At 66.7% G+C, this 12350-nt stretch carries 13 protein-coding genes; 5 read left to right on the forward strand and 8 right to left on the reverse strand.

The window, feature by feature from the left end; genetic code table 11:
• Positions 1-40 precede the first annotated feature (40 nt).
• Positions 41-904, forward strand: coding sequence for an alpha/beta hydrolase (locus tag ACEOAC_RS05995; protein ID WP_413443573.1), 864 nt, complete (start codon positions 41-43; stop codon positions 902-904).
• A gap of 45 nt (positions 905-949) precedes the next feature.
• On the opposite strand, the gene ACEOAC_RS06000 is transcribed toward ACEOAC_RS05995, so the two are convergent.
• On the reverse strand, positions 950-2407 hold the full coding sequence (locus tag ACEOAC_RS06000) for an efflux transporter outer membrane subunit (protein WP_413628737.1): 1458 nt from the start codon (positions 2405-2407) through the stop codon (positions 950-952).
• Between the two features lie 187 nt (positions 2408-2594).
• Between ACEOAC_RS06000 and ACEOAC_RS06005 the strand changes: the two genes are divergently transcribed.
• The 3 genes from ACEOAC_RS06005 (at position 2595) to ACEOAC_RS06015 (ending at position 5892) form a co-directional block, all read left to right on the forward strand.
• The gene (locus tag ACEOAC_RS06005) at positions 2595-3683 is read left to right on the forward strand and encodes an HlyD family secretion protein (RefSeq protein WP_413628738.1); all 1089 of its coding nucleotides are present in this window, start codon (positions 2595-2597) and stop codon (positions 3681-3683) included.
• Positions 3680-5272 (forward strand): DHA2 family efflux MFS transporter permease subunit, encoded by a 1593-nt coding sequence (locus ACEOAC_RS06010; RefSeq protein WP_413445707.1) that lies wholly within the window; start codon positions 3680-3682, stop codon positions 5270-5272. Before ACEOAC_RS06005 ends, ACEOAC_RS06010 begins: the two co-directional genes overlap by 4 nt.
• Positions 5273-5385: 113 nt before the next feature.
• Positions 5386-5892, forward strand: a complete 507-nt coding sequence (locus ACEOAC_RS06015) for a winged helix-turn-helix transcriptional regulator (protein WP_077235542.1) — start codon at positions 5386-5388, stop codon at positions 5890-5892.
• Positions 5893-5922: 30 nt separating this feature from the next.
• On the opposite strand, the gene ACEOAC_RS06020 is transcribed toward ACEOAC_RS06015, so the two are convergent.
• Positions 5923-7182: a YbfB/YjiJ family MFS transporter gene (locus ACEOAC_RS06020; RefSeq protein WP_413445393.1), complete on the reverse strand. Its 1260-nt coding sequence runs from the start codon at positions 7180-7182 to the stop codon at positions 5923-5925.
• 173 nt (positions 7183-7355) lie between these two features.
• On the opposite strand from ACEOAC_RS06020, the gene ACEOAC_RS06025 reads away from it, so the two are divergent.
• A complete protein-coding gene (locus ACEOAC_RS06025) occupies positions 7356-7949 on the forward strand; it encodes a TetR/AcrR family transcriptional regulator (RefSeq protein ID WP_006464274.1) in 594 nt (197 codons plus the stop codon).
• Between the two features lie 24 nt (positions 7950-7973).
• On the opposite strand, the gene ACEOAC_RS06030 is transcribed toward ACEOAC_RS06025, so the two are convergent.
• The 6 genes from ACEOAC_RS06030 to ACEOAC_RS06055 all read right to left on the reverse strand — a co-directional run bounded on the left by ACEOAC_RS06030 (position 7974) and on the right by ACEOAC_RS06055 (position 12348).
• On the reverse strand, positions 7974-8591 hold the full coding sequence (locus ACEOAC_RS06030) for a riboflavin synthase (RefSeq protein ID WP_413445394.1): 618 nt from the start codon (positions 8589-8591) through the stop codon (positions 7974-7976).
• A gap of 35 nt (positions 8592-8626) precedes the next feature.
• Complete coding sequence (gene ribD / locus ACEOAC_RS06035) at positions 8627-9748, reverse strand: bifunctional diaminohydroxyphosphoribosylaminopyrimidine deaminase/5-amino-6-(5-phosphoribosylamino)uracil reductase RibD (protein WP_077235545.1); 1122 nt, start codon at positions 9746-9748, stop codon at positions 8627-8629.
• Positions 9749-9841: 93 nt separating this feature from the next.
• Positions 9842-10336, reverse strand: coding sequence for a GspH/FimT family pseudopilin (locus tag ACEOAC_RS06040; RefSeq protein ID WP_241812140.1), 495 nt, complete (start codon positions 10334-10336; stop codon positions 9842-9844).
• Positions 10333-10788: a type IV pilin protein gene (locus ACEOAC_RS06045; protein WP_413445395.1), complete on the reverse strand. Its 456-nt coding sequence runs from the start codon at positions 10786-10788 to the stop codon at positions 10333-10335. The genes ACEOAC_RS06040 and ACEOAC_RS06045 overlap by 4 nt, the downstream gene beginning before the upstream one ends.
• A gap of 1 nt (position 10789) precedes the next feature.
• Positions 10790-11455 (reverse strand): PilX N-terminal domain-containing pilus assembly protein, encoded by a 666-nt coding sequence (locus ACEOAC_RS06050; protein WP_413628739.1) that lies wholly within the window; start codon positions 11453-11455, stop codon positions 10790-10792.
• Positions 11452-12348 (reverse strand): PilW family protein, encoded by an 897-nt coding sequence (locus tag ACEOAC_RS06055; protein ID WP_413628740.1) that lies wholly within the window; start codon positions 12346-12348, stop codon positions 11452-11454. Before ACEOAC_RS06055 ends, ACEOAC_RS06050 begins: the two co-directional genes overlap by 4 nt.
• Positions 12349-12350: the final 2 nt, after the last annotated feature.

Genomic DNA, 12350 nt, shown 5'->3' on the forward strand with positions numbered 1-12350 from the left:
CGCATTGAATGGTCTTGCGAACTGCCTTAAGGAAAAGATAATGCCCGCGCCCCAATCGTTGACTACCACCCGCCGCGTCCTCTGCCCCGAAGCCGACTGCGAAGCAGGTTACAACCTCAAGGCGGCCTTCCCGGACTTTCCGCAGGTCCTGCAGCAATGGCAGCAGGCCACCGCCGCCATTGCCGGCACGCTGCTGAGCGAGGCCGATATCGCCTATGGCAGCGGGCCGCTGCAGCGTTTCGATTTCTACCGCGCCGACGGTGGCGCGCGTCCCTTGCTGGTGTTCATCCACGGTGGCTACTGGCAGGGTGGCGACAAGCAGGACATCGGCTTCATCGCTGCGCCCTATGTGCAGGCCGGCATCAGCGTGGCGGTGATCAACTATTCGCTGGCCCCGCAGGCGCGCATCGAGGACATGGTGGACGAGGTGCATGCCTGCCTGGCGTCGATCAGGGGCATGGCGCACAAGCTGCAGATCGATCCGGCGCGCATCTCGCTGATGGGGCATTCGGCCGGCGGGCATCTGGCGGCCTTCGTGGCGGCACAACTGGTGGCACAGCCTGGCGCACAAGCGGTGCAGGCGGTGTTTGCAATCAGTGGCGTGTTCGATCTGGTGCCGTTGATTCCCACTTCGCTGAACCGCGCCCTGACGCTGGATGTCGCCCGTGCCGACGCACTGAGCCCGGTGCTGCAGGCTGGCCCGGCCAGTACCCGCGTACACACCATCATCGGTGAGCAGGAGACGGTGCAATTCCATCTGCAGGCCGCGGTGATGGCCAATTGCTGGTCGCAGGTGGTGGCTCATCACGTGGTACCGCAGACCCATCACTACACGGTGCTGCTCCCGCTGGCCGATGCGGCCAGTCCGGTGTGCCAGGCGGTGATCGGGGAAATGCTCGGCTGAGGCCGACGGCTCCCCGTCACTGACTGCGACCCACCGCTCGTCACGCTACCAACCACCGCCCAGGGCCCGATACAGGCCCACGCTGGCGCGTGCCGAGTCTGCCTCGGCCACGATCAGCTGGTCCTGTGCGGCCAGCAGCTGGCGCGTCTGTTCCAGCACTTCCACGCGACTCTCGGCACCATGGTCGAAGGCCTCGGTGACCGCTCTCAAGGCTTCCTCGCTGGCCGCCTTCTGCTGTTGCAGGGCCAGGCGCCGCTGGTCGACTTCGCTCTCGTTGACCAGCGCGTTTTCCACATCCTCGGTGGCTTTCAGCATGGCCTGGCGGAAGCGCGACAGGTCTTCCGCATGGGCGCCTTTGGCCGCCGCCACTTCCGCATCCACCCGACCGAAATCGAACAGGCGCCAGCGCAGGCCCGCTACCGCCATGGGCTGCAGGGTGCGCTCGGAGAGTTCGAAGCGCGACAGGCTCTCGAAACCCAGCAAGCCCGATAAGGACAGCTTGGGGTAGTACTCCGACATGGCCACGCCGATACGGGCGTTCGACGCCGCCAGCCGGCGCTCGGCGGCTATCACATCGGGACGCCGGCGCAGCAGTTGGGCCGGTGCCGGCAGGGCCTCCAGGGAGGGCGCGGCGGCCATGGTCGGCGCATCGCTGGTCCACTGGGTCGCCAGGCTGCCGGGTGCCGCCCCCATCAGGACATCGAGCCGATTGCGCTGGACCTCGATCTCGGCGCGTACCGGTGTGACCGCGGCGCGCGCGCCGGCCAGCCGGGCCTGCGCCTGGGCCAGTTCGCGACGATTGGAAAACCCGTCCTGCAGCCGCAGCGCCACCAGTTCACTCAACTGGCGCTCGGCGGCGATCTGCTGTTCCAGCACCTGGAGCCGCGCTTGCGCCCCACGCAGCCGGAAATAGGCATCGGCCGCTTCGGCGGCCAGCGATATCCGCACCCCCAGGCCATCGGCGGCGGCCGCCTCGGCGCTGGCGAGATCGGCTTCGCGCTGGCGATGCAGGCCACCGAAGAGATCGATTTCCCAACTGGCGCCGACGCCCAGGTCGTATTGCGTGTGGTTGCGCTCGTAACCCGGGAAGTTGCTGGCGATCTGGCCCAGCGGACTGCGCAGCGACTGCCGCTGCTGCTGCACCTGCAGGTTGGCGCTGGCGCTGGGCAGCAGGTCGGCATCGGCCAGTTGTGCCACCGCACGGGCCTGCTCGACGCGGGCCAGGGCGGCCTGCAGGTCCAGGTTCTGGGCCAGGACGCGATCGATGATGCGATCCAGCACCGGGTCGTGGAAACCGGACCACCATTGGCGCAGCGCCTCGCTGGAGGCGTGCTGATTGGTGGAGGCCTGCGCCGCCGCACCGGCATGGGCATAGCGGGCCGGCAGCACCGCGCCCGGGGCATCGCCGCTGGCGTAATCGGGGCCGACGGCGCAGGCGCTCAGCGTGGTGGCGACCAGGAGAGCGAGCAGGCTCAGGGGGAGGGAGCGGGGGCGGTGTGGCATGCGCTTGCCTTTCGTGGGGTTCGATGAGTTACTTGCAAATTGATAGTTGCTAGTGTAAAGTTACTTTCATTATGAAAGCAACTGGTTTGTTCCGATGTGGTGATCCCGCTCCCGTCTTTCGCCTGTTGCTGATGTGTCACTCCCCATTTTCTTTTTCCATCCACCGATCCTTGCAAGGAGTTGTTCCATGGCCCATCCCCTCTCACCCGACGGCAATCCACCGGCTGTGCGCAAACGGATGACGGGCAAGGCCCACCTGGGGCTGGCGGTGGCCGGCGTGGCCGCGTTGGCGCTGGCCTTCTATGGCTGGCACTGGTGGCAGCATGGGCGTTACCAGCAAGACACGGACGATGCCTATGTCGGCGGCGACATCACCGTCATCAGCGCCAAGGTGCCGGGCTACATCGCTACCGTGGCGGTGGGCGACAACCAGGTGGTGCATGCCGGCGACCTGCTGGTCAGGCTGGACGACCGCGACTACCGCGCCGCGCTGGCCCGGGCCGATGGCGCCGTGGCCGCCCGCAAGGCCGAACTCGCCAACCTGGAGGCCACCCGTGCCGTGCAGGCGGCGCTGATCGCGCAGGCCAAGGCCACGGTGGACGCCAGCCAGGCCGAGATCGTGCGCAGCCAGGACGATGACCGCCGCTTCGAGCGGCTGGTGGACAAGGCGGCGGTGTCGGTGCAGGCGGCCCAGAAGGCTGCGGCCGATTACCGCCAGGCGGCGGCCAACGGTCAAAAGGCCCAGGCCGGACTGGCCGTGGCCACGCGCCAGCTGGCCGTGATCGATACCCAGCAGCAGCAGGCCGCAGCCGGCCTGGCCCAGGCCATGGCCGAGCGTGAAGCAGCCAGCCTCAACCTGGGCTATACGGAATTGCGTGCTCCCATCGACGGCGTGGTCGGCAACCGCCGCGCCCGTGCCGGCGCCTATGCGGCCACGGCCAGCCAGCTGATGGTGATCGTGCCGGCCCACGGCCTGTGGGTCGACGCCAATTTCAAGGAAAGCCAACTGGCCGGCATCCAGCCCGGTGACCCCGCGACCATTGAGGCCGATGCCGTGCCGGGCCGGGTCTTCCATGGTCGGGTGGCCAGCGTGGCACCGGCTACCGGCGCCCAGTTCAGCGTGCTGCCGCCGGAAAACGCCACCGGCAACTTCACCAAGATCGTGCAGCGGGTACCGGTGCGCATCGTCCTCGACCAGGCTGATGCGACGCTGGATGCGCTGCGCCCCGGGCTGTCGGTGGTGGCGCGGGTTGACCACCGGAGCCAGGGATCATGAGTGCCAGCGCGACAGCGGCGGGGCAACTGATCCAGCCGTCGCAGATGACGACTTCCGCCAAGGTCTTCGCCTTTGGCGTGATGTGCATCGGCATGTTCGTGGCACTGCTGGATATCCAGATCGTCTCGGCCTCGCTGCGCGACATCGGCGGCGGCCTGTCGGCCGGCAATGATGAAACCACCTGGGTGCAGACCAGCTACCTGATCGCCGAGATCATCGTCATCCCGCTCTCGGGCTGGCTCACGCGCACCATGTCCACGCGCTGGCTGTTCGCCTTCTCGGCCGCCGGCTTCACCCTGACCAGCCTGCTGTGCGGGCTGGCCTGGAACATCCAGAGCATGATCGTGTTCCGCGCCATGCAGGGTTTCCTGGGCGGGTCGATGATCCCCACCGTCTTCACCACCGCCTTCGCCTTCTTCGACAACAAGCAGCGCGTCATCGCCGCCTCCACCATCGGTGCCATCGCCTCGCTGGCGCCCACGCTGGGCCCCACCGTGGGCGGCTGGATCACCGATCACTACAGCTGGCACTGGCTGTTCTTCATCAACCTGCTGCCGGGCATCTTCATCACCCTGACCGTGCCGCGCCTGGTGCGCATCGACCTGCCGGACTGGTCGCTGCTGCGGCGGGCCGACTATCCGGGGATCATCCTGATGTCGCTGTTCCTCGGCTGTCTCGAATACACCCTGGAAGAAGGCCCGCGCTGGGACTGGATGGGCGACCCGGTCATCGCCACCACCGCCTGGGTGGCGGGCATTGCCGGCGTGCTCTTCGTCTGGCGCAGCCTGACGGCCGCCGAACCGGTGGTGGACCTGCGGGCGCTGAAGGATCGCAATTTCGCGCTGGGCTGTTTCTTTTCCTTCGTCACCGGCATCGGCATCTTCGCCACGATCTACCTCACCCCGCTGTTCCTGGGACGGGTGCGCGGTTTCAGCGCCTTGCAGATCGGGCTGGCGGTGTTTTCCACCGGCGTGTTCCAGATCATGTCCATCCCGCTGTATGCCTGGCTGACCAAACGCATGGACCTGCGCTGGATCATGATGCTCGGGCTGGGTCTGTTTGCGCTGTCGATGTGGCAGTTCGTGCCGATCACGCATGACTGGGGCTGGGCGCAACTGCTGCTGCCGCAGGCACTGCGCGGCGTGGCCCAGCAACTCGCGGTGCCACCGACGGTGACGCTGACTCTGGGTGGCCTGGCGCCGGCACGACTGAAGTTCGCCTCGGGCCTGTTCAACCTGATGCGCAACCTGGGCGGCGCCATTGGCATTGCGCTATGCGCCACCATCCTCAACGACCGTACCAACCTGCACTTCATGCGCCTAGCCGAGCACCTCAACGGCGCCAGCGAATCCATGCTGCAGTGGCAGGGGGCGGTGGGCGATGCCCTGAGCACGCAACTGGGTGACGCGCTGGCAGGGCAGGCCGCCGCCTTGCGCCAGTTGTGGCAACTGACCTATCGCGAGGCGCAGACGATGACCTTCTCGGACGCCTTCCTGGCCGTGATGGTGTGCTTCATCATCGCCACCCTGATGGTGCCGCTGATGCGCAAGGTGGTACCGCCCAAGGCGCCCTCGGCAGATGCGCATTGAGGGCAGGGCGGCCCGGCGTGTCACAATGCGGCACAATGCGGGTCGCACGCAGTAATGCCCTGCTGCGGCCACCCTGAGAACCTGAAAACCTGAGTACAGCTGGAGAACCCCACATGCAGCGCAAGCGCTTTGATGACATGCAATGCCCGATCGCCCGTTCGCTGGACCGCGTGGGTGAGTGGTGGAGCATCCTGATCCTGCGCGATGCCTTCTATGGTCTGTCGCGCTTCGATGAATTCCAGAAGCACCTGGAGATCGCCCCCAACATCCTGACCCGCCGTCTGGCCGGGCTGGTGGAGCAGGGCTTGCTGGAGAAGGTTCAGTATTCCGAACGCCCGCCGCGCTACGAATATCACCTGACCCCGCGTGGACGCGATTTCCGCCCGGTGCTGCTGGCCCTGCTGCAATGGGGCAATACGCATTTCGCCCCGGAAGGTGCGGCCGTGATCCTGACCGACATCGAGACCGGCAAACAGGCCATCCCCATGATGGTGGATGCCAACACCGGCAAGCCCATCACCCCCAAGACCCACATCATCGCCGAAGGCCCGGCGGCCAGCGACAAGGTCAAGCGCAGCATTGCCGAGCTGCTGGAACGACGCGCCGCCGCTGCTTCCTGAGCGGCGCATCGTGGGGGGCGGCCAGACCGGCTAGGCTGCCTGGCGGCTGCCGGCAGGATCGGCCAGCCGGGCGAACTCGGCCAACAGCGCGATGAGCACCATGACCGCCGCGCCCAGGAACATCAGGCGATGCTGGCCATGCACCAGGTTGAAGAGCGCCGAGAAACCATAGGCCGCCAGCGCCATCAGGGCCGCCGAAAACACCGTGGCGCGACTCCACACCAGATTCTGCTGCACCGGATGGTGCGGCAACAGCTCATGCACCCGGGCCACTGCCAACGGCACCATGCCCGGCGCAAACATCCCGATCACTAGCGTGTACAGGCCCAGCAGCAGATGATTGTCGCTCTGGTACACGCCCACCAGCATCGCCACCTGCACCACGCTGAACAGGGCCATGCCATTCTGCGCACCAGCCTTGTCCGCTACCCAGCCATACAGCGGCGGACCGACGATGGCGCCGACTCCGTACAGCACCCAGAACAGCGCGCCATATTCGGTCCCCATGCCCAGCCCGCGCGAGATGTAATCCACCAGGAACACCATCGGTGCCACCGCCGAAGCCGCCATCAGCGCGTATTGCGCGAACAGCAGCTTGATGCGCCAGTTGGCCGTGGTCACGTGTCGTGGCGCCGGGTGCGCTGTAGCAGCTGCACTCTTGTGGCCCTGTACCGGCGGCCAGGCAAACCAGCTCGCCGCGCTCAGCACGGCCGACAGCACTGCCAGCCCGATCCAGGTGACACGCAGCCCCATGCCCAGCAGCAGCGGAATGAGCGTACCGGTCGCGGCGATGCCCAGCCCCAGCCCGAGGAAGATCGCACCGCTGGCGCGCCCCCGGCTGGCCGGCGGCACGTGCGGCAGGATGGTTCCGGCCACCAGCACCATCACCACCCCGCCGGCCACACCCGAGAGCAGGCGCCAGACGAAGTACCAGGCCAGCGACAAGGGGAAGGCACAGGCCAGGAAGGTCAGCGTGATGAGCAGCATCATCAGCCGCAGCGCGCACTGGTTGCCGATCCGCCCGCCGATGGGACGGGCGATGAGCGCGCCGATCAGATAGCCGGCCAGATTGGCGGCACCCAGGTAGATCACGCTGGAGGTGGAAAACCAGTGCTGATGGATCAGCTCGGGAATGAGCGGCGTAAAGCCGAACCTGGCCAGCCCGATGCTGACCAGGCTGGCGGACAGCCCGGCGAAGATATAGCGCCAGACCTCGGCGCGGGTAGCGGAGGGCGCGTGGGTGGCATGTGTGGCGTGGGAGGGGTCACCCACAGGGTTTTGTGAACGCATGATGGCCTGCCTGTTCAAGTAGTTTCAACGTGGATTGCAAGTTGACCGATGGGCACCGTGGTCGGGTGCGATGTTTGACATTAACGTCAATATTGACACAATAGTCAAAATTGACATGAGCGTCAAGAATGGGTTTAATGTGTGCATCGTATCGACAACAACAGGAGACCGGGATGGCAGGCGTAAGGCAGTTTGACGAGGACGAGGTATTCGAGGAAGCGCTGGCCGTGTTCTGGCAGAAGGGCTATGCCGCCACCACCATGCAGGATCTGGCGGCGGCCACCGGCGTGCAGCGCGGTTCCCTATACAACGCCTATGGCGACAAGGAAACCTTGTTCCTGCACGTCTTCGGACGTTACCGCGACAGTTACCTGACGCAGTTGCGCCAGGCGCTGGCGCAGGAAGACCCGCGCCTGGCCCTGCGCCAGTTCCTGCATTACATCTTCCGCTCGATGCGCACCGGCAAGCCCTCGCGGGGCTGCCTGAGCACCAAGACAGCCCTGAGCGAGGAAGGCAAGGAAGAACAGATCCGCGCCGTGATCCGGGGTTTGCTGGATGACATGGAAGCGGTCCTGCTGGAGCGCTTCGACCGGCCGGACACCCGCAGCCAGTTGAGCATGACCCCGCGCGAAGCGGCCCGCATGGTGGTCTGCATGACACGGGGACTGGTGGTGCTGGAGCGCGTCTATCAGGACGAGAAACGGCTCAAGGAAATGGCGGAGATATTGATTGGGACGCTGCTGCCCGAAGAGGGCAGCAGGAAATAAAGGCTTCGGACAGAAGCTGGAAACTCAGGCCTTGCCGCTGGAGAGCATGCGCTCGACATACCGCGCAATCAGGTCAATCTCCAGATTGACCTTGCTCCCCGCCTTCAGGTGCTTGAGGGTGGTCACTTCCACCGTGTGCGGGATCAGGTTGATCGAGAAACGGCAGGCATCGGTCAGGTCCTCGACCCGGTTCACCGTCAGCGACACGCCGTTGACCACGATCGATCCCTTGTAGGCCAGGTACTTGCCCAGCGCCTTGGGGGCATCGACGATCAGTTCGCGGGATTCGCCCACCGGTTCGAAGGAGTGCACCTGGCCCAGGCCGTCGACATGGCCGGAGACCAGATGGCCGCCCAGGCGCTCGGCCAGGGTCAGGGCCTTTTCCAGGTTGACTTCGCCAGGGGCGTCCAGGCCGGCGGTCAGGCGCAGGCTTTCGCGGGAGACATCCACGGTGAAGCCGGTGGCGGTCTTTTCGACCACGGTCATGCAGGCGCCGTTGAGGGCGATGGAATCGCCCAGGCCGACGTCGCCCATGGGCAGCGCGCCAGCATCGATGGTGAGGCGCACGCCGGCATCGGGGCCGGCGGCCAGAGGGGTGACGGAAGTGATGGTGCCGACGGCGGCGACGATACCTGTGAACATGGTGCGGTCCTGATGCAGAAAAAGTGGGGAGTCGATTATTCGAAACGTGCAAGGATACGCAAATCCGGCCCGACCTGCTTGACCTCGTGGAAGCGGATGCCGATCTTGCCCGACAGGTCTTCCAGCGGTGGCAGCTCGAACATGTTGCGGCCTTCGCCGATCAGCGCGGGGGCCAGGTAGACCAGCAATTCATCCACGCAGCCTGCGCGGATCAGGGCGCCGTTGAGCTTGGCGCCGGCTTCCACGTGCAGTTCGTTGATCTGGCGTTGGCCCAGTTCGCGCAGCAGGCCGTCGAGGTCGACCTTGCCTTCGGCATTGGCCAGCAGGATCACTTCGGCGCCTTCGGCTTCCAGCGCGGCGCGCTTTTCGCGGTCGTCGGTGGCGGTGAAGACCCAGGTGTTGCCGCCCTGGATCACGCGTGCCTCGGGCGAGACGATCAGCTTGCTGTCCACCACGATGCGGCGCGGCTGGCGCGGGGTGTCGATGGCGCGCACGTTCAGTTGCGCATCGTCCTTCTGGATGGTGCCGATGCCGGCCATGATGGCGCAGGCGCGGGCGCGCCAGATGTGGCCGTCGTCACGCGCGGCCTGGCTGGTGATCCACTGGCTCACGCCATTGTGCAGGGCGGTCTTGCCGTCCAGGCTGGCAGCGCTCTTCATGCGGACCCAGGGGCGGCCGGTGCGCATGCGGTGCAGGAAACCGATGTTGATGTCGCGGGCATCCTCTTCCAGCATGCCGCAGGCCACCTCGATGCCGGCCGCCTGCAGGCGTGCCAGGCCCTGGCCGGCCACCAGCGGGTTGGGGTCGGCGATGGCGGCTACCACGCGGCCCACGCCGGCACGGATCAGGGCGTCGGCGCAGGGTGGGGTGCGGCCGAAGTGGCTGCAGGGTTCCAGGGTGACGTAGACGGTCGCACCGCGTATATCGGCCCCGCGTGTGGCGGCGTCGGCCATGGCCTGGATTTCGGCGTGATTTCCGCCAGGCGGCTGGGTGAAGCCGGCGCCGATGACGCGGCGGTCCTTGACGATGACGCAACCCACACGGGGGTTGGGGGTGGTGTCGAGCATGCCGAAGCCGGCCTGGATCAGGGCCAGGGCCATGGCTTGCTGGTCATTCTCGATGTCGAACTGGTAGAGCGGGTCTTCTGTAGGAGTCATGGCTTGGGCAAACGGAGGAGGCCGCCGTGCGGCGGGCCGGATGCCCGTCAATATACACGGCTTTGTGCGGCCGTCCTTGCGCCGGCGCAGGCCTCACTCATTGCCGGCCTTGCTGCATTGGGCATCGCGCCCGGGGGTGCAGACGCGTACTCTTCCCAGGAAATTGATCACCACCACCCGCTCCTGCCCGTCGTGGCTGAAATACCAGCTGCCGCGCGTCACCGGCTGGCCGCCAGGCTGGTAGGCCACCAGTTCGCCGCCGGTGGTGTAGGCCACCGAGATGGTGCTGGCCAGGGCCTGCCGGCGCGAGACGACGTGCTCGCCGACCATGATTTCCCAGCCGCTGTGCCAGTCGTCGCCGGCGACCGGCCGCATCTCGGCGCGGCGGCCATGGCGCAGGGCTTCGGAGCGGGTCAGCTGGACGCTGTGGAAGAACTCGTTGGCGGCCGTCACCAGTTGCTGTTCATTGGACAGGTTCTGCAGCGCCGGTACGCCGGCGGCCAATACCAGCCCGGCGATCAGCAGGACCACCATCAGTTCGATGAGCGTGAACCCTCGGTGACGCCCATGTGGATGCGCGGGTCTCACCAGCAATCCTTGCCATCGGCGCGACGACCACCCCGGCTGTCCAGATAGAGGGCGCCGCACTCGGTATCGTGATAGTTGCGATTGACGCCTTCCGCGCCCGGGCTGGCCTTGAGCAGCACGCAGGTGGACAGCGTTTCGCCGTCGCAGGCGCGGGCCGACAGGGCATAGGCGCTGGTCTCGGGCGTGGCGCCGGAATACCACTTGAAACCGCCCGTGCCACTACCCGCCGTGAAGCCCTGGTAACGGTGCTGGTGGGAAAAGTGGCGCTCCTCTTGCAGCAGCAACTGCAGCAGGGCGGCACGCCCTTCGGAGCGGCCTGCCTTCTGGATGATGTGGCGATAGCCGTTCCAGCCCATGCCGCCCAGTATCACCACGATGGCGAGCACGATCATGATTTCCAGCAGGGTGAAGCCGTATGACGGCGTTTTGAGGTAGCGAGTCCGAAGTTTCATGTCATTCATGTGAAGGTAGATAAAGGGTGCGCCAGGCCAGCCATCGGCAGCCCGAGGCTGCGGATGCTGCAGATGCCTCGCCATCCGACAGGCGCACCACGGCCTGCAGCGCGACCATGGCACCGTTGCGGCCGTAACCCGCGGCGCTGAGGCGATAGACCGGCGCCGGTGCCGGTGCCGGCATCCCCGGGGCAGGGCTGCCGGCGGTTCCGGGCAGGCGTTCGATCAGATAGCGAGGGGAGGTGCTGCCCTGGCTGTTGGGCAAGCGGCGTCCGGTGAACTGGCCATAGGCCGCCGCCGTGGCACGGGCGCCCACCAGTTGTGCCGGCAGCCAGCCACTGCGTTCGGGACGGCCCAGGCACAGCCCCAGCCCGTCTGCATCGGTGCGGCACTCCAGCTGGGATGCGAACGTGGCGGGATCGATGCGCCGGACCCGGGCGATGTCGTCGCAGGCGTCTTCCAGCGTGGCCTCTGCTGCCAGCCGGGCCTGGGCGTGATCGCGGTGATTGCGGGCGGCGCGTTCGTCCAGCAGCAGCAGCGAGGTGGTGGCCGCACCCAGCAACAGGAGCAGGCTCAGCAGCATGAGCGCGATCATCAGCGTGGCGCCGCGCTGGTGGCGGCATGGATGTCCGGTCTGCAGGCGCATCAGGGGCCAGTGGATATTCATCGCATTGCTCCGGTGCTCAGGTTGCGCAGCATCACGGTGGTGCGGAAGACGGCTCGCCGTCGCTGCTCGCCGTCCTCTTCGGTGACGCGCCAGCCCGGGGCGGCATGGCGACCGGGCGGGAGCAGGTCGAAGCTGCGCGCCGGCGCACCATCGGCCGCCGGTCGACGCTGGGTGCCACGCACCAGCAGGGCGATGCGGACCAGCACGACCCGTTGCCAGCCATCGGCGGGCATGGCCGAGGCATCCAGCCAGCGGTCCGGTGCGCCGTCGTCATCGCTGTCGATGGCGTAGCGCAGTTGCATGGCCTCCACGCCGCGAGCGATGGCGTCGGAGGTCCAGTTGCCGTTCTTGCCCTGGTAGCGACAGCGCAATTCCGCCTCACCACCGGTGCCGGGCGCGATGTAGTAGATGACCCAACTGCGGGCCGCTTCCTGCAGCGGTCCGACCGGGGCCTCGGCGCCACTGCAGTTGACCACCTCGCTGCGGCTGCCACGCGGCGCGCCGAAGAAGCCCAGCATCAGCAGGTCGCTGTGGTTGACGCCATCACCGCTACTGCTGCCGAACCTGTCGGTGGCCGGGTCCAGCAGCTCGGCCTGGCGGCTGTCGTCCAGTCCGCGCAGTCCTTGGCCGGTGGGCATGGCGTCGTCGGCGAGGTTTTCCCAGGGCAGGTGGCCGGCCTGTTGCAGGGCCTGCTGCAGGTGTTCCAGCGCCAGCCGGCCGGTTTCCTGCACGCGTCCGTGGTCGTCGATGTCCTGGTAGACGCTGCGTGCCTGCTGCAACATCACACCGGCTGCCAGCACCACCACCCGCCCCACGGCCAGGGAGATCATCAGTTCGATCAGGGTCAGGCCGTCTTGCCGATGACGCTGCCGGCGAACTTGCCTGGTCATCATGG

The organism is Herbaspirillum frisingense, assembly GCF_047325095.1.
GTDB lineage: Bacteria > Pseudomonadota > Gammaproteobacteria > Burkholderiales > Burkholderiaceae_D > Herbaspirillum > Herbaspirillum frisingense.

Coding starts and splice junctions, on each gene's coding strand:
- ACEOAC_RS05995 (WP_413443573.1), top strand. CDS start 41: ATGCCCGCGCCCCAATCGTTGACTACCACCCGCCGCGTCCTCTGCCCC.
- ACEOAC_RS06000 (WP_413628737.1), bottom strand. CDS start 2,407: ATGCCACACCGCCCCCGCTCCCTCCCCCTGAGCCTGCTCGCTCTCCTG.
- ACEOAC_RS06005 (WP_413628738.1), top strand. CDS start 2,595: ATGGCCCATCCCCTCTCACCCGACGGCAATCCACCGGCTGTGCGCAAA.
- ACEOAC_RS06010 (WP_413445707.1), top strand. CDS start 3,680: ATGAGTGCCAGCGCGACAGCGGCGGGGCAACTGATCCAGCCGTCGCAG.
- ACEOAC_RS06015 (WP_077235542.1), top strand. CDS start 5,386: ATGCAGCGCAAGCGCTTTGATGACATGCAATGCCCGATCGCCCGTTCG.
- ACEOAC_RS06020 (WP_413445393.1), bottom strand. CDS start 7,182: ATGCGTTCACAAAACCCTGTGGGTGACCCCTCCCACGCCACACATGCC.
- ACEOAC_RS06025 (WP_006464274.1), top strand. CDS start 7,356: ATGGCAGGCGTAAGGCAGTTTGACGAGGACGAGGTATTCGAGGAAGCG.
- ACEOAC_RS06030 (WP_413445394.1), bottom strand. CDS start 8,591: ATGTTCACAGGTATCGTCGCCGCCGTCGGCACCATCACTTCCGTCACC.
- ribD (WP_077235545.1), bottom strand. CDS start 9,748: ATGACTCCTACAGAAGACCCGCTCTACCAGTTCGACATCGAGAATGAC.
- ACEOAC_RS06045 (WP_413445395.1), bottom strand. CDS start 10,788: ATGAAACTTCGGACTCGCTACCTCAAAACGCCGTCATACGGCTTCACC.
- ACEOAC_RS06050 (WP_413628739.1), bottom strand. CDS start 11,455: ATGAATATCCACTGGCCCCTGATGCGCCTGCAGACCGGACATCCATGC.
- ACEOAC_RS06055 (WP_413628740.1), bottom strand. CDS start 12,348: ATGATGACCAGGCAAGTTCGCCGGCAGCGTCATCGGCAAGACGGCCTG.